Raw genomic sequence first — 20,321 nt, 5'->3', positions numbered from 1 at the left:
CATCGACCCAGGAGACTTCCATGAATCGCATGCCCGAGGCGTTCTGGCTGATCGTGGTGGCGGCCGTGCTGCTGGCGGCCGTGGCATACCAGCGGCATTCGTCGGTGTCGCCGCCTTCGGCGCCGACGCCGTCCGTTCCCCGCGTGCCGACGGACGGTTTCGCGATCCGCGGCGTGCGCCTGTTCGACGGCGAGCAGGTGACCGATGCGGCCACGGTGGTCGTGCGCAACGGCCGCATCGAGGCGGTAGGAACCGATATCGCGCTGCCGGACGGCATCGCGGTGATCGAGGGCGCCGGACGGACGCTGCTGCCCGGCCTGATCGATGCCCATACGCACAGCTTCGGCGCCGCGCGACAACAGGCGCTGCAGTTCGGCGTCACCACCGAAGTGGACCTGCACGGCGACCGCCAGCGCCTCACGCAGATCCGGCGCGAGCGCGAGTCGCTGGACCGCACCGACCAGGCCGATCTGTGGGCCGCCGGCGTCGCGCTGACGGTGGCGGGCGGCCACGGCACGCAGTACGGATTCGCGGTTCCGACGATCGACGCGGACACCGACATCCGCGCCTTCGTCGATGCACGCGTCGACGAAGGCGCGGACTTCATCAAGCTGATCGTCGAGGACCTGTCCGTCTACAGCGAGGCGACACGCTGGCCGACGCTGTCGCCGGAACAGGTGGCCGCCATCGCCGCCGCTGCGCATGCGCGCGACCGGCGCGCGATCGCCCACGTCTCGCGCGAGCGCGACGCCGCTCATGCCCTGACGGTCGGTGTCGACGGCCTGGCGCACGTCTTCGTCGATGCGCCGGTCAGCGAGGCGCTGCTGGCGGCCGCCGCGCGCACGCGGCCCTTCGTGATCCCGACCTTGTCGGTGACCGCCGCCGAGACCGGTGCCGGCGACGGTGCCTCGCTGCTGGCCGATCCGCGCCTGCGCCCGTGGCTGGCGGCCGACCAGGCGGCGACCCTGGCGGCGCGCTTCCCGTCGACGGCGCGGACGCCGGCATACCGGCGCCAGGCACTGGAAAACGTCCGCCGGTTGCAGGCGGCGGGCGTCGTCCTGCTCGCCGGTACCGATGCGGGCAATCCCGGCACGGCCCATGGCGCCAGCCTGCACGGCGAACTGGAGCTGCTGACGCGCGCGGGCCTGAGCCCGGTGCAGGCGCTGGCGGCCGCGACCGCGGTGCCGGCCCGGGTGCTGGGCCTCGCCGACCGCGGGCGCATCGCGGCGGGCCATCGCGCCGACCTGATCCTGGTGGACGGCGATCCGACCCGGGACATTACCGCGACGCGCGCGCTGGTCGGCATCTGGAAGAACGGCCAGGCGGTGGCGCGAACGCCCGCTGCCGCCGCCGCGGCATCGGACCGTGGCGCGGAAGTGCCCGCCGCGACGGTGATCAGCACGTTCGATGGTGCGTCGATCGACGCGGCCTTCGGTGCGGGCTGGCACGCCACGACCGACCAGATGATCGCCGGCCGTTCCACGGCAGCGCATCGCCTGGTCCAGCCCGGTGCGTCCGGCAGCGCCGGCGCGCTGGAGGTCGCCGGCGAGATCGTGGCGGGCGCCGCCTTCCCTTGGGCCGGCGTCGTCTTCTTCCCGGCGAGCGAGGCGATGCAGCCGGTGGACCTCTCGGCGCGCCGGGAGCTGGTGTTCCTGGCACGCGGCGACGGTCGCGAGTACAACGCGATGCTGCTCTCGGGACCGACGATGCAGGGCATGCCGGCGATCCGGACCTTCGTCGCCGGCCCGGACTGGACCCCGGTGCGCCTGCCGCTCTCGGCGTTCGGCGGCGCGGATCTTTCCCGGGTCCGCGGCATCGGCTTCACGGCGGGCGACCCGCCGGGCCGCTTCCGCTTCCAGGTCGATCAGGTAGAGTTGCGATGAACGCCGATCGGATGCCGCTGACGATGCGAACGTTCCAGGCCCGCCTGCTGCGCCTGCGCCAGTGGCTGGTCCCCGACGAACTGGGCCTGGGCTGGGCGCCGCTGTACATGCTCGGCTATCTGGTGTTCCTGTTCCTGCCGGCGATATTCAACTTCCTCGGCACCCGGGAGCTGCTCTGGTTCGGAATGGAGAACGGGCAGCTTCTCGCCACGCTGGCGAGCGTGGTGGTGTTCCTGCCGATCTATTTCCTGAGCTACCGTGTGCGGTCGGCAGCGGCCGAGGGCGCCTGCCTGCTCGCGATCGCGGGCCTGGGCTACGCCCTGCTGCCGTTCAATTCATTCGCCAATACCTACGTGATCTACGCTGTCGCGATCGCGGCGACGATCGACGGGGCACTGCGCTACAAGCTCGCCTGGATGATCGGCGTGTTCGCCGTGTTCCTGCTGCAGGTGATCGCGCTGAACTATCCGCTGTTCGTCTTCGCGATCACGCTGCTGGTCGGTGTGGCGGCGTTCTTCAGCAATCACTTCTACGTCGAGAACCGGCGCAAGGGTGCCGAGCTCAAGCTCTCGCACGACGAGGTGCGCCGCCTGGCCGCGCTGGCCGAGCGCGAACGCATCGGCCGCGACCTGCACGACCTCCTCGGCCACACCCTGTCGCTGGTCGCACTCAAGTCGGAGCTGGCGGGCAAGCTGCTCGACCGGGACGTCGCCGCCGCGCGGCGCGAGATCGACGAGGTCATGCGCGTGGCCCGCGATGCGCTGTCGCAGGTCCGCCGCGCCGTCACCGGCATTCGCGCGGCGGGGCTGGCCGCCGAGCTGGCCTCGGCCAAGCTGCTGCTCGAGTCCGGCGGCGTGGCGTTCCGCTACGCGCTGGCCGACGTCGCGTTGACGCCGGAACTGGAAACCGTGCTGGCGCTCGGCGTGCGCGAGGCGGTGACCAACATCCAGCGCCACGCGCGTGCCCTCAGGGCGGAGGTCGCGCTGGAGCAGCGGCACGGCCGCGTGCTGCTGCGCATCGGCGACGACGGACGCGGCAGCGCGATCGTGCCCGGCAACGGCCTGACCGGCATGCGCGAGCGGATCGAGGCGCTGGGCGGCGACCTGCGCATCGATTCGGCGCCCGGGCGCGGCACCCGTGTCGAGATCGAGCTGCCGCTGCCGGAGCCCTCGTCGCCGGCGCCGGCGGCGGCGTCGCGGCCGATCGCATCCTGAGCGCGCCCGGCTTCGCCGCGCGCGCCGGAGTACGGCCGGCGATGGGATTTGCTACTGTCGCGGACCTGTCCGGCCGCCGCTTCCCGCCTCGATGATTCGCGTCCTGCTGGCCGAAGACCAGACGATGGTCCTCGGCGCCCTGTCCGCCCTGCTCAAGCTCGAACCGGACATCGATGTGGTCGGTGGCGTCGTCGACGGCGAAGCGGCCTGGCGCGAGCTGCAGCGGCTGCAGCCCGACGTGCTGGTGACCGACATCGAGATGCCGGGGCTGACCGGGCTGGAGCTCGCGCAGCGCATCCAGCGCCACGCGCTGCCGGTCAAGGTGGTCATCGTCACGACCTTCGCGCGTCCGGGGTTCCTGCGGCGCGCGCTGGATGCGGGCGTGGGCGGCTACCTGCTGAAGGACGCGCCCGCGGAGAACCTCGCCGAGGCCTTGCGCAAGGTCCACCGCGGCGGGCGGGCGATCGATCCGCAGCTGGCGGTCGAGGCCTGGTCCGAAGCGGACCCGCTGAACGATCGCGAGCGCCAGGTGCTGCGCCTGGCCGGCGAGGGCGCGTCGGCCGGCGACATCGCCCGGCAGCTCAACCTGTCGCAGGGCACGGTGCGCAACTACCTGTCGGAGGCGATCGGCAAGCTCGGCGTCACCAACCGGATCGAGGCCTACCGGCTGGCGCGTCAGAAGGGATGGTTGTAGCCGGCGCCCCGCGGCGGTTTGGAGCCGTCCCGTCGCACGCCTACAATGCGCGCCCCGCTGCTGCCGCCGTCGCCTTGAAGAAGTCCGATTTCCATTTCGATCTGCCGCCCGAGCTGATCGCCCAGGTGCCGCTGGCCGAGCGCTCGGCCAGCCGCCTGCTGGTGCTCGATGCCGCTGCGCGGCGTTTCGAGGACCGCGCGCTGCGGGACCTGCCGGACCTGCTGGCGCCGGGCGACCTGCTGGTGTTCAACGACACGCGCGTGGTGCCCGCGCGGCTGTTCGGGCGCAAGGAAACCGGCGGCGCGGCCGAGATCCTGATCGAGCGGCTCACCGGCGCCCACGAGGCGACGGCGCAGATCGGCGTCAGCAAGAAGCCGAGGGAAGGAACCGCGATCGTGCTGGCCGACGGCACCGTGGTGCGCGTGCTCGGTCGCGACGGCGAGTTCTTCCGGCTGCGCTTCGAGACGACCGAGCCGCTCGAGAAGCTGCTGCTGCGGCTCGGCAGGCTGCCGCTGCCGCCGTACATCGCGCGTGATCCGGACGCTGCCGACGCCGAGCGCTACCAGACCGTGTTCGCGCGCGAACCCGGCGCGGTGGCGGCACCGACGGCCGGCCTGCACTTCGACGCCCCGCTGCTGGCTGCGCTGGAGCGCCGCGGCGTGGCGGTGGGACAGGTCACCCTGCACGTGGGCGCGGGCACGTTCCAGCCGATGCGCGCCGAGCGCCTCGACCAGCACGTGATGCACCGCGAATGGCTGAACGTCGGCGCCGGCCTGGTCGAGAAGATACGGCACACGCGCGAGCGCGGCGGCCGCGTGGTGGCGGTCGGCACCACTGTCGTGCGCGCGCTGGAAACGGCGACGCGGGACGGCGTGCTGGGTCCGTATGCCGGCGAAACGCAGATCTTCATCTTTCCCGGCTACCGCATCACCAGCGTGGACGCGCTGCTGACCAATTTCCACCTGCCCGAATCGACCCTGCTGATGCTGGTCTCGGCATTGGCGGGGCGCGAGCTGATCCTCGAGGCCTACCGGCATGCGGTCGAGCAGCGCTACCGCTTTTTCTCGTACGGCGACGCGATGCTGATCCTGCCGGACCGGGGGCAGCCGTGAGCGCGCTGGAATTCACGCTCTCCGCCCGCGACGGTGCGGCCCGGCGCGGCTGCCTGACGCTGGCGCGCGGCACGATCCAGACCCCGGCGTTCATGCCGGTGGGCACCTACGGCTCGGTCAAGGCGATGACGCCGCGCGACATCGAGGAGACCGGCGCGGAGATCATCCTCGGCAATACCTTCCACCTGTTCCTGCGGCCCGGGCTGGACGTGGTCGGCGATTTCGGCGGCCTACACCGCTTCATCGGCTGGCAGCGCCCGATCCTGACCGACTCGGGCGGTTTCCAGGTCTTCTCGCTGGCGCACAAGCGGCGCATCAGCGAGGACGGCGTGACGTTCGCCTCGCCGGTCGACGGCTCGAAGGTGTTCCTGAGTCCCGAGGAGTCGATGCGCATCCAGCGTGCGCTCGATTCGGACATCGTGATGATCTTCGACGAGTGCACGCCGTATCCGGCCAGCGAGCCGGTCGCGCGCGATTCGATGGAGCTCAGCCTGCGCTGGGCGCTGCGCTCGCGCCGCGCGTTCGATGCGCAGGAAAACCCGCACGCGCTGTTCGGCATCGTGCAGGGGTCGGTCTATCCGGACCTGCGCAAGCGCTCGGCCGATGCCCTGGTGGCGATCGGCTTCGACGGCTACGCGATCGGCGGCCTGGCGGTCGGCGAGCCCGAGCATGAGCGCAATGCGATGCTCGAGACGGTCTGCCCGTTCCTGCCGGACGACCGGCCGCGCTACCTGATGGGCGTGGGCCGGCCCGAGGACATCGTCGAGGCGGTGCGCCGCGGCGTGGACATGTTCGACTGCGTGATGCCCACGCGCAACGCGCGCAACGGCTTCCTGTTCACGCGCGAAGGCACCCTGCGCATCCGCAACGCCCGCTACGCCCGCGATGCGCGCGTGATCGAGGCGGGCTGCACCTGCTATACCTGCCGCTCCGGCTTCAGCCGCGCGTACCTGCGCCACCTGGACAAGTGCGGCGAGATCCTCGCCTGCCAGCTCGCGACGATCCACAACCTGCATCACTACCAGCAGCTGATGGCGGGGTTGCGCGCCGCGATCGCCGAGGCGCGACTGGACGCCTTCGTCGCCGATTTCTACGCGCAGCGCCAGGCAGGGAGCGCCGAATCGCCATGAGCCGCAGCCTGGACGACTGGCTCGACTACCAGCAGCGCGTCCACCCGAGCGCTATCGCGCTCGGCCTGGACCGCATCCGCACGGTGTGGGGGCGGCTCGGCGCGCCGGCGCCGGCGCCGGTCGTCATCACGGTCGGTGGCACCAACGGCAAGGGCTCGACGGTCGCCTTCCTCGACGCGATGCTGCGGGCGGCGGGCCGGCGCACCGGCGTCTACACCTCGCCGCATCTGCTGCGCTACAACGAACGCATCCGCATCGACGGCGAGGAAGCGAGCGACGCGGCGCTGGTCGCCGCATTCGAGCGCATCGAGGCGGCGCGTTCGCGCGACGGCGAGGCGATCGCGCTGACGTACTTCGAGTTCGGCACGCTGGCGGCACTGCTGCTGTTCGCCGAGGCGGGGCTGGGGGTGGCGGTGCTCGAGGTCGGGCTCGGCGGGCGCCTCGACGCGGTCAACCTGGTCGATGCCGACGCGGCGATCGTCACGACGATCGATCTCGACCACCAGGACTGGCTCGGCAACGACCGCGACAGCATCGGCCGCGAGAAGGCCGGCATCTTCCGGGCCGGCCGGCCGGCGATCGTCGCCGAGGCGCACCCGCCCGCCGGCCTGCTCGACGCGGCCACCGCCGCCGGGGCAGACCTGCGCCGGCTGGGGCGCGATTTCACGATGGAGGTCGACGGCGACGGCTGGCGCTGGACCGCCGGCGGCATGGCGGTGTCGGTGCCGCGGCCGGCACTGGCGGCGCCGTGCCAGCCGCTCAACGCCGCCGGCGCGATCGCCGCGCTGCATGCCCTGCGCGAACGCCTGGGCTGGCATCCGGCCGCGCTGGCCGAGGGGATCGTCCGCGCCCGGGCCGCCGGCCGGTTGCAGCGTTTCGGCGGCGCGGTCGAGCTGGTCGTGGACGTCGCCCACAATCCGCAGGCGGCCGCCGTGCTCGCTGCATGGCTGCGCGCCGTGCCGTGCGCCGGGCGCACGATCGCGGTGTTCGGTGCGCTGGCGGACAAGGACGTGGCCGGGGTCACGGTCGCGCTGCAGGGCCTGGTGAGCCGGTGGCACCTGGCCGGGCTGGACCTCGAGACCCCGCGCGGCCTTGCGGCCGCCGCGTTGGCTTCGCAGCCCGCGTTCGTGCAGCCGGCGCTCCATGCCGGCCCGGATGCGGCCCTGGCGGCGGCGATCGCCGAGGCGCGGCCGGGCGACCGGGTCCTGGCTTTCGGCTCGTTCTTCATCGCGGCGGCGGCCCTGCGTCTCGCCGCGCGCGAGGCCCTGCCGGCGCGTTGAGCCTGTGTTGCGTCCGGCACGGGTATAATCCGCGCCGTTCGCCTGCGACCGGTCTCCAGAAGTCGATGGACATTTCGCTGAAACAGCGCCTGCTGGGCGCCGCGGTACTGATCGCGCTGGCGGTCATCTTCGTACCGATGTTCCTGTCCGGTTCCGGTCCCAAGCAGGAATCGGAGACCGTGAGCCTGCAAATCCCGCCGGCACCGGACCGCGAGTTCCAGACGCGCGTGCTGCCGGTCGAGCCGGCCGGGCAGCCGGCGCCGCAGCCGCAACCGGCGGCGCCCGCGCCGGACGCGCTGGCGACCGTGGACATCCCGCCGCGCACCGAGACCCCACCGCCCGCGGCAACGCCGCTGCCGACGCCCGCACCGGCACCGGCACCGGCCGTGCCCGAGAAGCCGCAGCCCGCCGTTACGGCGCCTGCGCCCGGCGCAGCCGCCACGGGCACGTACTTCATCCATCTGGGCGACTACGGCAACGCCAAGAACGCCGGCGACCTGGCGGCCGGCCTCAAGCGCGGCGGCTTCCTCGCCTTCACCGAGGCCAGCCAGTTCCAGGGCCAGCAGACGACACGGGTCCGCGTCGGTCCCTATGCCGATCGCGCCGCGGCCGAGGCGGCACGGCTGCGTATCGCCGCCACCGGTGTCAAGGCGCCGAGCAAGATCGTCGAGAACGCCACCGATGCGGCTGCCGATGCGCCGGCAACGGCCGTTCCGGCGGGCCGCGCCGGCGGTTGGGCCGTGCAGCTGGGTGCGTTCAAGACCCGCGAGGAGGCCGACAAGCTGCGCGAGCGGCTGCGCGGCGCGCAGTTCGCCGCGTTCGTCGACCAGACCAGCAGCAACGGCCAGACCCTGTGGCGCGTGCGCGCCGGCCCGGAGGCCGGTCGCGACAGTGCGACGCGCTTGCGTGACCGCATCAAGGAGAAGCTCAAACTGGACGGGCTGGTCGTCACCCAGCCGTGACCGGCACGCGCGGCGCCGGATTGCGCGCCCCGCTGCGTATCGGCGTCCCCGATCCGAGGCGGCCCGGGTGGCCGGTGCCGGCGAGCAGATTCCGATGAACTGGGCCGACTACACGATACTCGCGGTGCTGGCGCTGTCCGTCCTGGTCGGGCTGTGGCGGGGCTTCGTCGCCGAGGTCTTCGCACTGGCCTGCTGGGCGCTCGCGTTCTGGCTGGCCTGGATGTTCGGCCCGGCTCTTGCGGAGCGGTTTTCCGACAGCATATCGGTGCCGTCGGCGCGCGTGCTGCTCGGTTATGCGCTGTGCTTCGTCGCGGTGCTGATCGCCGGGGCGATCGTCGGATTCGTGTTGCGCAAGCTGGTCAGCGGCAGCGGCCTGTCGGGCACCGACCGCCTGCTGGGCATGGTGTTCGGTCTGGTGCGCGGCGTCGCGCTGGTGGTACTGGTGGTGCTGCTGCTCGGATTCACGCCGTTCACGCGGGATCCGTGGTGGAGCGCCTCGCAGCTGCTGCCGACGTTCCGCAGCGCGGCGGCCTGGGTCACCGACCGGCTTCCGGCGCAGGTCGCCGCGTATCTGGAGCCGGCGGCGGCATTGGCCGCGCCGTTGGCGCTGCCCGCGGAACGGCCTGCTGCCGCGCCCGCGGGCGCCGAGCCGGCCGCGCCACCGGCCGAGCCGCAGCGGTGAACGCCGCCGCGCTCCGGCGGTGCCTGCCGCGCGGTTGCGGCGGGCATTCGGCGTCCGTGCGGCAGGTGCCGTGTCTTTTCATCTTTTCAACGAGATAGACCCATGTGCGGAATCATCGGCATCGTAGGCAAGTCGGAAGTGGCGGCCTCGCTCTATGACGGATTGACCGTCCTGCAGCATCGCGGCCAGGACGCTGCCGGCATCGCCACGCTGGACGGTTCGCGGCTGCGCCTGCACAAGGGGCCGGGCCTGGTCCGCGACGTGTTCGACCGCGAGCACATGCTGGGCCTGCGCGGCCATGCCGGCATCGGCCACTGCCGCTATCCGACGGCCGGCGCGGAGGGTTCGACGGAAGCGCAGCCGCTGTACGTCAACTCGCCCTACGGCATCGCGCTGGCGCACAACGGTAACCTGATCAACACCGAGACGCTGCGCCGCGAGGTCTACGAGGACGATCGCCGGCACATCAACACCGATTCGGACTCGGAGATCCTGCTCAACGTCTTCGCACACGAGCTGCAGATCCAGGACCGGCTCACCCTGGCGCCCGACAACATCTTCAAGGCGATCGCCGGCGTGCACCGGCGCTGCGTCGGCGGCTATGCCGTCGTCACGCTGCTGCTCGGCTGCGGCATCGTCGCCTTCCGCGACCGCAACGGCATCCGCCCGCTGGTGCTCGGCGAGCGCGATACCCCGGAAGGCAAGGAGTACGCGGTCGCCTCCGAATCGGTCGCCTTCGACATCCTCGGCTTCCGGCTGCTGCGCGACGTCGAGCCGGGCGAGGCGGTGCTGATCACCTTCGACGGGCAGCTGCATTCGCGCCAGTGCGCGGAGGCGGCCGTGCATGCGCCGTGCATCTTCGAGTACGTCTACATGGCGCGGCCGGACTCGATGATGGAGGACGTCTCGGTCTACAAGGCGCGCCTGCGCATGGGCGAGCGGCTGGCCGCGAAGATCCGCCGGCTGCGCCCGGACCACGACATCGAGGCGGTGATCCCGATTCCCGACACCTCGCGCACGGCGGCATCCTCGCTGGCGCAGGCGCTCGGCGTGCCGATGCGCGAGGGCTTCGTCAAGAACCGCTACATCGGCCGCACGTTCATCATGCCGGGCCAGGGCGAGCGCGTGAAATCGGTGCGCCGCAAGCTCAATCCGATCCCGCTGGAGTTCCGCAAGAAGGCCGTGCTGCTGGTCGACGACTCGATCGTGCGCGGCACCACCTCCAAGCAGATCATCCAGATGGCCCGTGAGGCCGGTGCGCGCAAGGTCTACTTCGCCTCGGCGGCGCCGCCGGTGCGCTACCCGAACATCTACGGCATCGACATGCCGGCCGCGGCCGAACTGGTCGCCCACGGCCGCAGCGAGGCCGAGATCCAGGACATCCTCGGTACCGACTGGCTGATCTACCAGGACCTGGACGATCTGATCGCCGCGGTCATCGACGGCAACGAGGAACTGGCCGAGTTCGATGCCTCGTGCTTCACCGGGCAGTACGTCACCGGCGTCGAGCCGACCTACCTGCGCGAGCTGGAGTTCGCGCGCTCCGACGAGGCCAAGGCGCAGCGGCGCCAGGTCGGCTAGCCGGCGGCGGCGCGCTACCCGGCGCTTCACGGTGGCTGCCGTGCGGTAGCGCCGGCGCGCCGCGCCTGACCGGCGGTCCGAACCCACCGGCCCGGCCCCGGGGTGGCGATACGCGGGCGGGCGCGGCACACTTCGTCGCTTCCCGACCTGGAGCGACGATGCCCGCGTCCACGCCGCCCGCCCCGCCCCGCACCGAGGCTTGCCGATGAGGTGGCGCGTCGGCGTCGGCGTGGCGCTGGTCGTGGCCAGCGCCTTCGTCCTCGCCCTGCTGGCGGCGCGGGTCGACTGGCGCGATCCCTGGCATCCGCGCGAGCGGCAGACGTTCGAGGGTGCCGCGTTCCTCGCCGTGGGCGGGCAGGGGCGGGAGCTGGACGGGCATCTGCACGTCGACGCGCCCGGTCCCGAGAACACCGCCGTGCAGACGCTGGCGACGGCCGGGTTCGAGGCCGCGGCGTTCCCGTTGCTGCGCTACCGTTTCGACGGCCTGCCGCCGACGCTGGCGCTGTCGTTCGCGTTCCGGCGGACCGATGCGCCCGACCAGTTGCACGTCGTCGAGCTGCCCTGGCCCGGTTCGGGATCGGGCAGCTTCGACCTGCGCGCGCTGCCCGAATGGCACGGCGCGATCGAGGAGATCGGCTTCGCCGAGTTTCCGACGCCGCAGATGACGCCGCCCGATCGCGGCTTCGCGCCATTCGCACTGGTCGGTGCGGAGCTGTGGTCGCCGTCGTGGCGGGGCAGCCTGGCCGCGCTCGGCACCGCCTGGTTCGACCCGTGGCCCTGGACGATACGGTCGGTGCACGCGCTCGGCCGCGACGTCGCCGGGTTTCGCCAGTGGCCGCTGACGGTGGCGTCGGCGGCATTCGCGGGTCTGGCCGCCCTCTGGTGGGCGCTGCTGGTGCCCGGTGCGCGCCGCCGCTTCCTGCCGGCGCTGGCGATCGCGCTGGCGGCCGGGTGGCTGCTGCTCGACCTGGTGTGGGCGGCCGGCCTGCAGTGGCGGCATGCCGCGGCGGACGCGGTCTACGGCGCGCTGGACGGCGAGCAGCGCACGCGCCAGGTGACCGACCGCGACCTGGTCGAGGTCGCACGCCAGGTGCAATGGCTGCTGCGCAACGAGCCGGTCGATACGCCGGTGCTGATCCATGCCCGCAGCGGCTATCCGCTCTATCGCCTGGTCTGGCACCTGCTGCCGCGCAACGCCTTCGTGCTGTCGCAGGCGATGGAAGCGGCCGGTCCGCGGCAGGCGCGCCTGCCGCTGTACGCGGCCGGCTTCGACACGCCGGCGCCGCTGCTGCAAGGGGAGGTCCTGCGGCCCGGCAGCGTGGTGGTGTTCTACGACATGCCCAACTGGCGCTACGACGCGGCGCGGGGTGCCGTCGCCAGTACCGACGCGGTCCTGCCGGCCGACCTGCTGTTGCAGCGCGACCGCCTGCTGGTGGTGCGCTACCGGGGGCTGCGATGAGCCTGACCTATCTCGCGGCCTGGCTGCTGCCGTGGCTGGCCGGCTCCGGCTTGGTCTTCGCGGTGCTGCGGCCGTCGCTGCGCGGCGCGGACGCCGCAACCGTCGCCGGCTACGGCTACTTCGTCGGCTTGCTGATCGCCGCCGGTCTGGCGTCGGTGCTGGCGCGCGACGATGTCGTGCAGACGTTCGCGCGGGTCGCGCCGTGGCTGGGGGCGATCGCCGTGGTGGCCTGGGGTGCCGGCGTCTGGCTGCGCCGGCACCGGCCCGGGCGTGCGCTCTCCCGGCCGGAGCACGATGCACCCGCCTGCCGGTGGCTGCGGCTGGCGACGGCGGCGCTGCTGGCCTTGATCGGCTGGCGGATCGGCCTGCTGGCGGCGGACGTCCTGCTGCGCCCGACGTTCCCGTGGGACGCCTGGGCCGCCTGGCAGGTCAAGCCCAAGACCTGGTTCCTGAGCGGCACGGCGCTGCCCTTCGTCGCGCCGGGCGACTGGCTGATGGCCGACGGCGAATCGTTGCGCACCGTGTCGTCCTGGCGCTATCCGGACTTCCTGACCTGGATGCAGCTGTGGTTCGCCAGCGCCGCAGGGGGATGGATCGAGCCGAAGATCAACCTGGCCTGGTGCGGTGCGCTGGCCGCGCTGGCCCTGGCCGCCTACGGCCAATGGCGGGCGATCGGGCTGCGTGCCTGGCTGGCGCTGGTGCTGGTCTGGGGGCTGGTGTCGCTGCCGCTGGTCGACGCTCACGTCGCGCTGGCCGGCTATGCGGACCTGTGGCTGATGGCGCTGTTCGGCCTGGTCGTCTTCGCGGCGCTGCGATGGGTCCGCACGGGTGCAGTGGAGCAGGGCGGGTTGGCGCTGGGCCTGCTCGCGTGCCTGCCGCTGGTCAAGCTCGAAGGTGCGGTCTGGGCGATGGCCCTGCTGGCGGTGGGGCTCTGGAGCCGGATGCCGCCGCGCTGGCGCTGGGGACTGGCTGCGGTCGTCGTCGTGTCGCTGGCCATCGTCGTGGTGGCCGGTGGCGTATCGCTGCCGGTGCCGGGACTCGGATGGGCCCGGATCGAATGGGGCAGGATCCAGCTGCAGCCGTTCGGCACGATCGACCTGTACTGGCGGCCGGTCGGCGAGGTCGTGCTCGGCAGCCTCTTCAGCCTGCCGAACTGGCATCTGCTCTGGTATGCACTGCCGGTGCTGGTGCTCTGGCGCCGCGACGCATTCGGACGCGATCCGGCAGCCGCCTGGGCCGGCCGCGCGCTGCTGGGCTGCCTGCTGCTGTTGTTCGGATTGTTCTTCTTCACCGACGCTTCCTCGTGGGCGGTGGACTACACCAGCGCCAACCGTTTGGTCATGCAGGTCGTGCCGGCGGTCTTCGCGCTGGCGGCGGTGCTGTTGCGCGGCATCGGCACGCCGTGGCCGGCACCGCCACCGGCGCAGCGCTGATGCCGCTGGCGCGGTCCGGGCCGTGCGGGGTTTTCCGTGCGGGCTGAAATCGGCAGAATCCGGAAGTTCCCCTCCTGCGCACCGACGCCACCGGACTCCAGAGCACGCCCGACGATGTCCGATCTCCATGCCGCCGCGCTCGACTGCCTGCTGCTCGACGACCCGGTCGCCAAGGTCGCCGCGACCCGGCGCTGCGCAGCCCTGTTCCACGCTGGCGCGCTGCGCGCTGGACACGCGGCACCGCCGCGGCCGATCGCCGATCCGGGGCGGCCGTCGCGGCCGCTGCTGGTGCCGCCGCGGCAGCTCGCGCAGCGCGGGCTCGGCAGCGCCGACGGGCGGGCGGCGCTGGTGCATGCCGTGGCGCACATCGAGTTCAATGCGATCAACCTGGCCTGGGATGCGGTCTACCGGTTCCGCGACATGCCCGAAGCCTTCTATGCCGACTGGATCGGCGTGGCGGTCGACGAGGCGCGCCACTTCTCGCTGCTCGGCGAGCGGCTCGCCGGGCTCGGCCATCGCTACGGCGACTTCGCGGCCCACAACGGCTTGTGGGAGGCGGCGGTGGCGACGGCCGGTTCGTGCCTGGAGCGCATGGCGCTGGTGCCGCGCGTGCTGGAAGCGCGCGGCCTGGACGTCACGCCCGGCATGATCGAACGGCTGCGCGCGGTCGGCGATGCCGCAACGGTCGCGATCCTCGAAGTGATCCTCCACGAGGAGGTCGCCCATGTGGCGGCCGGTTCGCGCTGGTTCGCGTGGTGCTGCGCGGCGGCGGGCGTCGAGCCCGGGGCCACGTTCGATGCGCTGCTGCGGCGGCACATGCCGGGCAGGGTGAAGGGACCGTTCAACACCGATGCCCGGCTCCGGGCCGGTTTCTCGGTCGAGGAACTCACGCGCCTCGGCGAGCTGGCGGCATGATCGTCCGGCGGGTGCTCTTCTTCCTGAGCCTGTGCATCAGCATTCCGTTGCTGGTGGCCTGGGCGGCCGGCGTGCGCTGGGGCATGCCGGTGGCGCCGGCGGACCGGCTGGAACTGCCCGGCTCCGGGTTCCGCGTGGTCATGGGCGCCGGTGCGCCCGATGATGACGCCCTGCAGGTCAGCGCGGTCGGCAAGAACCGCTCGGCGGTCCAGGCGATGAGCCTGCTGCCGATCGAGGCGGCCGACTACCCGATCCTGCGCTATCGCTTCGAGCGCTTTCCGCAGGTGCTGGAAATGTCGCTGCTGTTCCGCCGGGCCGACGATCCCGGCGAAGTGCACGTGGTCACGCTGCCGCAGCCCGGCGACGGTGTGGCCAGCTTCACCTTGAGCGACCTGGAGGAATGGCAGGGCTCGATCGTCGAGATCGGCTTCGCGCAGTTCCCGATCGCGCAGCTGGTGCCTTCCGAGCAGCGTTTCCAGCCGTTCCGCCTGCATGGCGCCGAGTTGTGGTCGCCCTCGGTGACCGGCGCGCTGGACGCACTGCGCACCGACTGGTTCGCGCAGCGGCCCTGGGGCCTGTTCGCGGTCAGTTCGGTGGATCGCGAAGCCGGACCCAACTCGCCGCGCCGTCCGGCGCTGGTGCTGGTCGCCAGCGGCGCCGTCGTCCTGGTCGGCCTGTGGGGATGGATCTGGTTCGGCCGGCGCTGGCGGCGCGCCGGCACCGCCCTGGCCGTCGCCGTCGCGGTCGGCTGGCTGGCGCTGGACGCCACCTGGCTTTGGCAACTGCGCGGCCGCCTGGGCACGACCGAGGCGGTCTACGCCGGCAAGGACTGGCCGGCGCGCTCGCGCCTGGTCGCCGATGGCGTGCTCCAGTCCGCGGCCGAGCGGGTCAAGCGCGCGCTGCTGCCGCAGGACGCGGAGACGCGCGTGCTGGTCGATGCGCCATCGGTGTACGAGGCGTTGCGGCTGAACTATCACCTCCAGCCGATGAATACCGCGCTGTTCGGGCCGATCCGGACGATCGGCGATCGCGACTTCGCCGCCGGAGCGATTCTCGTGTTCTACGGGCGCGACGACGTGCGTTTCTATCCGCCCACGCGCGAGCTGTTCGTCGGGCTGCAGCGCTTCGAGGCCCGATCGCTGATCGATGCCGGCGTGCTGCAGGTCTTTCGCGTCGACACCCGGGACGGCCGATGACCTATCCACTGATAGTCGCGCTGCTCGTCGCGCTGGGAACCGGCCTGGTCGTCGCCGCTGCGGGCTGGCCGCGCGATCGCCTGCACTGGGCCCTGGTCGCCGGCACCGGCCTGTTCGTCGGTCTGCTCGCCGGCGCGCTGCTGGCCGGGCTGTTGATGCCGGCCGAGACAGCCAGGCTTCCGCTGCGGGTCGCGATCGCCGCCTTCCTGCTCGCGGCGGCGAGCTGGTCCTTCGCGTTCCTGCGGCGGCCGGCGCCGGCGGCGGCTTTGCCGCCTGCGGCGCCGACCCCGCGTGCGCGCCTGGCCTGGTGGGCCCTGCTGGCCCTGGTCGTGCTGCACCTGGTGCCGCTGGTCTGCGAGGTCTGGCTGCGTCCGGCCTATCCCTGGGATGCCTGGGCGACCTGGCTGATCAAGCCGCGGGCGTGGTTTCTTTCGGGTCGTTTCGCGTCCTATGTCGATCCATCGGCGTGGCTGGCGACCGAAGGGACGCGCACGATGGTGGGATGGAACTATCCGGAGCTGTCCGCCTGGTTGCAGCTGCTGCTGGCGCAGGCGCGCGGTGCCTGGGAAGAGCCGCTGCTGCTGCTGCCCTGGCTGGCGCTGCTGCTGGCGCTGCTGACCGGCGTGTACGCGGTGTCGCGCCGCCTCGGCGTCGGCGCGCTGCCGGCCCTGCTGGCGGTCTACGGCCTGGTCTCGATGCCGCTGATCGACTCGCATGTCGCACTGGCCGGCTACCTGGACCTGTGGGTGGCCACCGCCGTGGTGTTCTCGCTGGCCTTCTGGCTGTGCTGGCTGCACGCGCCGGAGCGCAGGGGCTATCTGGTGCTGGCCGCGGGCTTCGCGCTCTGCCTGCCGCTGCTCAAGCGCGAGGGCGTGGTCTGGATGGTGCTGCTGGTCGCGCTGATGCTCTATGCGCGTGGCGGCATCCGCTGGCGTCGCCGGATGCTCGGCCTGGCGCTGGCCGGCCTGGCCGCCGGCCTCGTGCTGGTGCTGGGCTTCAACGAGACCGTCAACGGCTGGCTGGTCGCTTCGGGCCTGGCCGCTTCCAGCCACGTCGCCGAACCGGTCCGCCTGGGCTGGCGGCCGGGCGGCCTGGCGATCGTGGCCGCCTCGTTCGGCGCCGACAACTGGCACCTGCTGTTCCTGGCGGTGCTGCTGGCGCTGCTGCTGCGCTGGCGCAGCCTGCGCGAGGACCCGCAGGCGCGGCTGGTCGGCCTGTTTCTCGCCAGTGGCTGGATCTTCCTGCTGCTGCTGTTCTGCCTGACGCCGGCTTCCAGCTGGGCGCAGAGCCAGACCGCGGCCCATCGCCTGGTGATGCACCTGGTGCCGGCCACCGTGCTGTGGCTGGTGCTGATGCTTCGCGATTCGCCGAACCCGTCGCGGACGGCGGCGGGAACCGCCGGTGTAAGATGAGCCCGTGCCGGCCCGGCCGCGCGGGGAGGGTTCCATGAGCAGCGTCGATTTCACCTCGTTCCTGAAGCTGATGGCGCACAAGAAGGCGTCGGACCTGTTCATCACGGCCGGCATCGCGCCCTCGATGAAGGTCCAGGGCCGCATCGCGCCGATCACGCAGAACGTGCTGACGCCGCAGCAGTCGCGCGACATGGTGCTGAACGTGATGACGCCCTCGCAGCGCGAGGAGTTCGAGAAGACGCACGAGTGCCAGTTCGCGATCGCCGTCACCGGCGTGGGGCGCTTCCGTGTCTCGTGCTTCTACCAGCGCAACTGCGTGGGCATGGTGCTGCGGCGGATCGAGACGCGGATTCCGACGATCGAGGAGCTGAGCCTGCCGCCGATCATCAAGACGCTGGCGATGACCAAGCGCGGCATCGTCATCTTCGTCGGCGCCACCGGCACCGGCAAGTCGACCTCGCTGGCGGCGATGATCGGCTACCGCAACCAGAACTCGACCGGCCACATCATCACGATCGAGGACCCGATCGAGTACGTCCACAAGCACGAGGGCTGCATCATCACCCAGCGCGAGCTCGGCATCGACACCGACAGCTGGGAGAACGCGCTGAAGAACACGTTGCGCCAGGCGCCGGACGTCATCATGATCGGCGAGGTGCGCACGCGCGAGACGATGGAGCACGCGATCAACTTCGCCGAGACCGGCCATCTGTGCCTGTGCACGCTGCACGCCAACAACGCCAACCAGGCGATGGACCGCATCATCCATTTCTTCTCCGAAGACCGGCGCATGCAGCTGTTCATGGACCTGTCGCTGAACCTCAAGGGCGTGGTGGCGCAGCAGCTGATCCCGACGCCGGACGGCAAGTCGCGCCGCGCCGCGATCGAGGTGCTCATCGGAACGCCGCTGGTGCAGGACTACATCCGCCAGGGCGAGATCCACAAGCTGAAGGACGTGATGAAGGAATCGACCAACCTCGGCATGCGCACGTTCGACCAGGCGCTGTTCGAGCTGTACCAGTCCGGCGAGATCAGCTACGAGGACGCGCTGCGCCACGCCGATTCGGCCAACGAGGTGCGCCTGAAGATCAAGCTGGCCCAGGGCGGCGACGCGCACACCCTGAGCCAGGGACTCGACGGTGTCGAGCTGGTCGAGAGCTGAAGCCCTGCCGATGAACGACGATCTCGCCCGCTTGCAGCGGGTCTGGAGTGCGCTCGGCCGTGACGACCCGCTGTGGGCCGTGCTGTCGCAGCCCGGCAAGCGCGGTCAGCGCTGGGACGAGTCGGAATTCCTCGCCACCGGCCAGGTCGACATCGAGACCCAGCTCGCCGGCCTTGCCGCGCACGGCCTGCCGGTGCGCAAGGCGGTGGCGCTGGACTTCGGCTGCGGCGCCGGCCGCCTGTCACGGGCGCTGGCGGGGCACTTCGAGCGGGTCGTCGGCATCGACGTCTCGCCGACGATGATCCAGACCGCGCGCCGGATCAATGCCGACCTGGCCAATGTCGAGTTCCGCGAGAATCCCTCCGCGCGCCTGGAAGGCATCGCCGACCGCAGCGTCGACCTGGTCTATTCGACGATGACGCTGCAGCACATCCCCACCGGGCTGGCTGCCGGCTACGTGGCGGAGTTCGCGCGCGTGCTGGCGCCGGGTGGCGTGGCGTCGTTCCAGTTCGTCGCCGATCACGACCGCGGTTCGCGGCGCGGCCGGCTGTTCGCCCGCGTCTCCAACCGCTGGCTCAATCCGCTGCGCCGGCTGCTCTGGCGGCGCTGGTCGGTCTTCGAGATGCACGTGCTGCCCGAGTCCGTGCTGCACGAACGCCTGGCCGCGGATCCGGCGGTGCGGCTGCTGGCGGCGCTGGACGATGGATCGGCCGGTCCCGGCTGGCACGGCCGGCGCTGGTACCTGGTGCGCGATCCGGCCGCATAGCCGGTTGCCGCGGGCGCGTTGCGCGTCGCGCGGCGCCGCCCCTCATCCGTCGAAGCCGCTGCGGAACACCGGATCGGGCCGGCTGCCGGTCAGCGCGCCGATGGTCGGCGGTGCTTCGGGCGGTCGCGCCAGGCCGGTGCCGGGCGCCAGCGGCTGCCGTATCGGCGGCAGCTGCAACGGCAACGGCGTCGGGGCCGGGAACGGCCAGGCGGCCGGGCTCGCGGGCGACGGATGGCCGGCCTGGTTCAGCGGGCTGGCAACCGAAGGACGGAAATCGAAGCGCGCCGCGTCGACGAATCCGGGCGCCTGGCCCAGCAGGGTGCCGGTCCATTCGGCCGGGACGTCGGTGGCGCCCGCCGGAACCCAGTTGTACGACCCGGCCACGCGCCGGCCCAGGCTCCAGGCCGCCTCGGTCGAGCGCTCGATGCGCAGGCTGCCCGGCGTCGTGCGATGGATGACGTTGTTGTGCGCCTCGACCGACTCCAGGCCCTCGAACAGCCGCAGCACGGTGTAGTTCGACGCGCTGCCGGTCGCGACGATCGTGTTGTTGACGATGCGGTAGCGGCCACGGCTCTCGCCGGTGCCGTCGCCGCCCAGGCGTATGACGGCGCCGAAGCTGCCACCGTGCACGATGACGTTGCCGAGCACCTCGGAGTCCTCGCGCCGCAAGTCCGGCGTCCAGCCGCCCTGCTGGGTGTACTGGTCCGGGCCGATCAGCTCGAGCTCGTGGTAGTAGGCGTTCTCGAACCAGTTGTAGTGGATCTCGTTGCGCTCGGCGCGGCTCTTGAGCAGGTTGCCGCCGAGCCCGTCGTGCAGGTAGTTGTAGCGCATCCGGAAGACCGCGCCGGGATGCGCGATCTCGTCGGTCTGGATGTAGAGCGCATGGCGGCTGTCGCCACCGCCGGAGGTGCGGATCTCGCTGTACTCGAGCGTCAGCGAGCCCGAGTCCTGGTCGCTGGACAGGATGCCCTGGCCGCTGCAGTCGCGCACCAGCAGGTCGCGCAGGACGACATCGGCGGCATTGACGAAGACGCAGCGCGAGCTGCCGCCGGTGATCTCGAAGCCTTCGACGACCACGTGGTCCGCGCGCCGCAGCTCGATCGTGTTGACGCCGCCGCTCAGCAGCGGCCGCCGCCCGTCGACCCGCCGGCCGCGCAGCACGATCGGCGCGGCCGTGGTGCCGGCCTGGCGCAGCACCGCGCCGCCCGGATAGCTGGCGCCGCCGTCGACCTCGACGACGTCGCCCGGGCGCAGCGTCACGTCGGTGAACAGCGCCTGCAGCGAGGCGAACGGGCGGCCGGGTCCCACGGCATAGGTGGCCGCCGCTGCCGGTCCGGCAGCCAGGAACGCTCCGAGGAGGGCGCAATGACGGTAGCGGGAGCGATGCATGGGCGAGCCGAGCCAGCCGGGGTGCGTCACAGCCTCCACCGGTCGGCCGCT

Annotated in this window: 17 protein-coding genes; 16 read left to right on the top strand and 1 reads right to left on the bottom strand. The window is 71.9% G+C overall.

The features are described 5' to 3' along the window. Positions 1-20 precede the first annotated feature (20 nt). The 16 genes from I596_RS14975 to I596_RS14900 all read left to right on the top strand — a co-directional run bounded on the left by I596_RS14975 (position 21) and on the right by I596_RS14900 (position 18,881). Entirely contained in the window at positions 21-1,883 is a 1,863-nt protein-coding gene (locus tag I596_RS14975; protein WP_067649685.1) for a CIA30 family protein, read from the top strand. Next, a complete protein-coding gene (locus I596_RS14970; RefSeq protein WP_067649683.1) occupies positions 1,880-3,097 on the top strand; it encodes a sensor histidine kinase in 1,218 nt (405 codons plus the stop codon). The genes I596_RS14975 and I596_RS14970 overlap by 4 nt, the downstream gene beginning before the upstream one ends. 91 nt (positions 3,098-3,188) lie before the next feature. After that, on the top strand, positions 3,189-3,791 hold the full coding sequence (locus tag I596_RS14965; RefSeq protein ID WP_067649681.1) for a response regulator transcription factor: 603 nt from the start codon (positions 3,189-3,191) through the stop codon (positions 3,789-3,791). 74 nt (positions 3,792-3,865) lie between these two features. Then, a complete protein-coding gene (gene queA / locus I596_RS14960; protein WP_067649678.1) occupies positions 3,866-4,903 on the top strand; it encodes a tRNA preQ1(34) S-adenosylmethionine ribosyltransferase-isomerase QueA in 1,038 nt (345 codons plus the stop codon). After that, complete coding sequence (gene tgt, locus I596_RS14955; RefSeq protein ID WP_067649675.1) at positions 4,900-6,033, top strand: tRNA guanosine(34) transglycosylase Tgt; 1,134 nt, start codon at positions 4,900-4,902, stop codon at positions 6,031-6,033. Before queA ends, tgt begins: the two co-directional genes overlap by 4 nt. Further along, positions 6,030-7,313, top strand: a complete 1,284-nt coding sequence (gene folC, locus I596_RS14950) for a bifunctional tetrahydrofolate synthase/dihydrofolate synthase (protein ID WP_067649672.1) — start codon at positions 6,030-6,032, stop codon at positions 7,311-7,313. The genes tgt and folC overlap by 4 nt, the downstream gene beginning before the upstream one ends. Positions 7,314-7,378: 65 nt before the next feature. Further along, on the top strand, positions 7,379-8,275 hold the full coding sequence (locus tag I596_RS14945) for an SPOR domain-containing protein (protein ID WP_083965622.1): 897 nt from the start codon (positions 7,379-7,381) through the stop codon (positions 8,273-8,275). 94 nt (positions 8,276-8,369) lie between these two features. Continuing rightward, a complete protein-coding gene (locus I596_RS14940; protein WP_067652091.1) occupies positions 8,370-8,957 on the top strand; it encodes a CvpA family protein in 588 nt (195 codons plus the stop codon). A 102-nt stretch (positions 8,958-9,059) separates the two neighbouring features. Beyond that, a complete protein-coding gene (gene purF / locus I596_RS14935; RefSeq protein ID WP_067649668.1) occupies positions 9,060-10,538 on the top strand; it encodes an amidophosphoribosyltransferase in 1,479 nt (492 codons plus the stop codon). 205 nt (positions 10,539-10,743) lie between these two features. After that, positions 10,744-11,997 (top strand): hypothetical protein, encoded by a 1,254-nt coding sequence (locus I596_RS14930; RefSeq protein WP_067649665.1) that lies wholly within the window; start codon positions 10,744-10,746, stop codon positions 11,995-11,997. Next, complete coding sequence (locus tag I596_RS14925; RefSeq protein WP_067649662.1) at positions 11,994-13,430, top strand: hypothetical protein; 1,437 nt, start codon at positions 11,994-11,996, stop codon at positions 13,428-13,430. The genes I596_RS14930 and I596_RS14925 overlap by 4 nt, the downstream gene beginning before the upstream one ends. Before the next feature lie 114 nt (positions 13,431-13,544). After that, positions 13,545-14,345 (top strand): ferritin-like domain-containing protein, encoded by an 801-nt coding sequence (locus I596_RS14920; protein WP_067649659.1) that lies wholly within the window; start codon positions 13,545-13,547, stop codon positions 14,343-14,345. Next, positions 14,342-15,541, top strand: a complete 1,200-nt coding sequence (locus tag I596_RS14915; RefSeq protein WP_067649652.1) for a hypothetical protein — start codon at positions 14,342-14,344, stop codon at positions 15,539-15,541. The genes I596_RS14920 and I596_RS14915 overlap by 4 nt, the downstream gene beginning before the upstream one ends. Continuing rightward, positions 15,538-16,953, top strand: a complete 1,416-nt coding sequence (locus tag I596_RS14910) for a hypothetical protein (RefSeq protein WP_067649649.1) — start codon at positions 15,538-15,540, stop codon at positions 16,951-16,953. The genes I596_RS14915 and I596_RS14910 overlap by 4 nt, the downstream gene beginning before the upstream one ends. Positions 16,954-16,987: 34 nt before the next feature. Further along, positions 16,988-18,115: a PilT/PilU family type 4a pilus ATPase gene (locus tag I596_RS14905; RefSeq protein WP_067649646.1), complete on the top strand. Its 1,128-nt coding sequence runs from the start codon at positions 16,988-16,990 to the stop codon at positions 18,113-18,115. A gap of 10 nt (positions 18,116-18,125) precedes the next feature. Next, positions 18,126-18,881 carry a class I SAM-dependent methyltransferase gene (locus I596_RS14900; protein WP_067649643.1) on the top strand — a complete coding sequence of 252 codons (756 nt, stop codon included), beginning with the start codon at positions 18,126-18,128 and terminating at the stop codon, positions 18,879-18,881. A gap of 42 nt (positions 18,882-18,923) precedes the next feature. Here I596_RS14900 and I596_RS14895 read toward each other — a convergent pair whose 3' ends face one another. Continuing rightward, positions 18,924-20,270 (bottom strand): right-handed parallel beta-helix repeat-containing protein, encoded by a 1,347-nt coding sequence (locus I596_RS14895; RefSeq protein WP_150132191.1) that lies wholly within the window; start codon positions 20,268-20,270, stop codon positions 18,924-18,926. Positions 20,271-20,321 lie beyond the last annotated feature (51 nt).

The sequence above is a fragment of the Dokdonella koreensis DS-123 genome (genome assembly GCF_001632775.1).
In the GTDB taxonomy this organism is placed as follows: Bacteria; Pseudomonadota; Gammaproteobacteria; order Xanthomonadales; family Rhodanobacteraceae; genus Dokdonella; species Dokdonella koreensis.
Note: the sequence above shows the minus strand (reverse complement) of the source record. Positions and strands in the feature narration are given on the sequence as shown.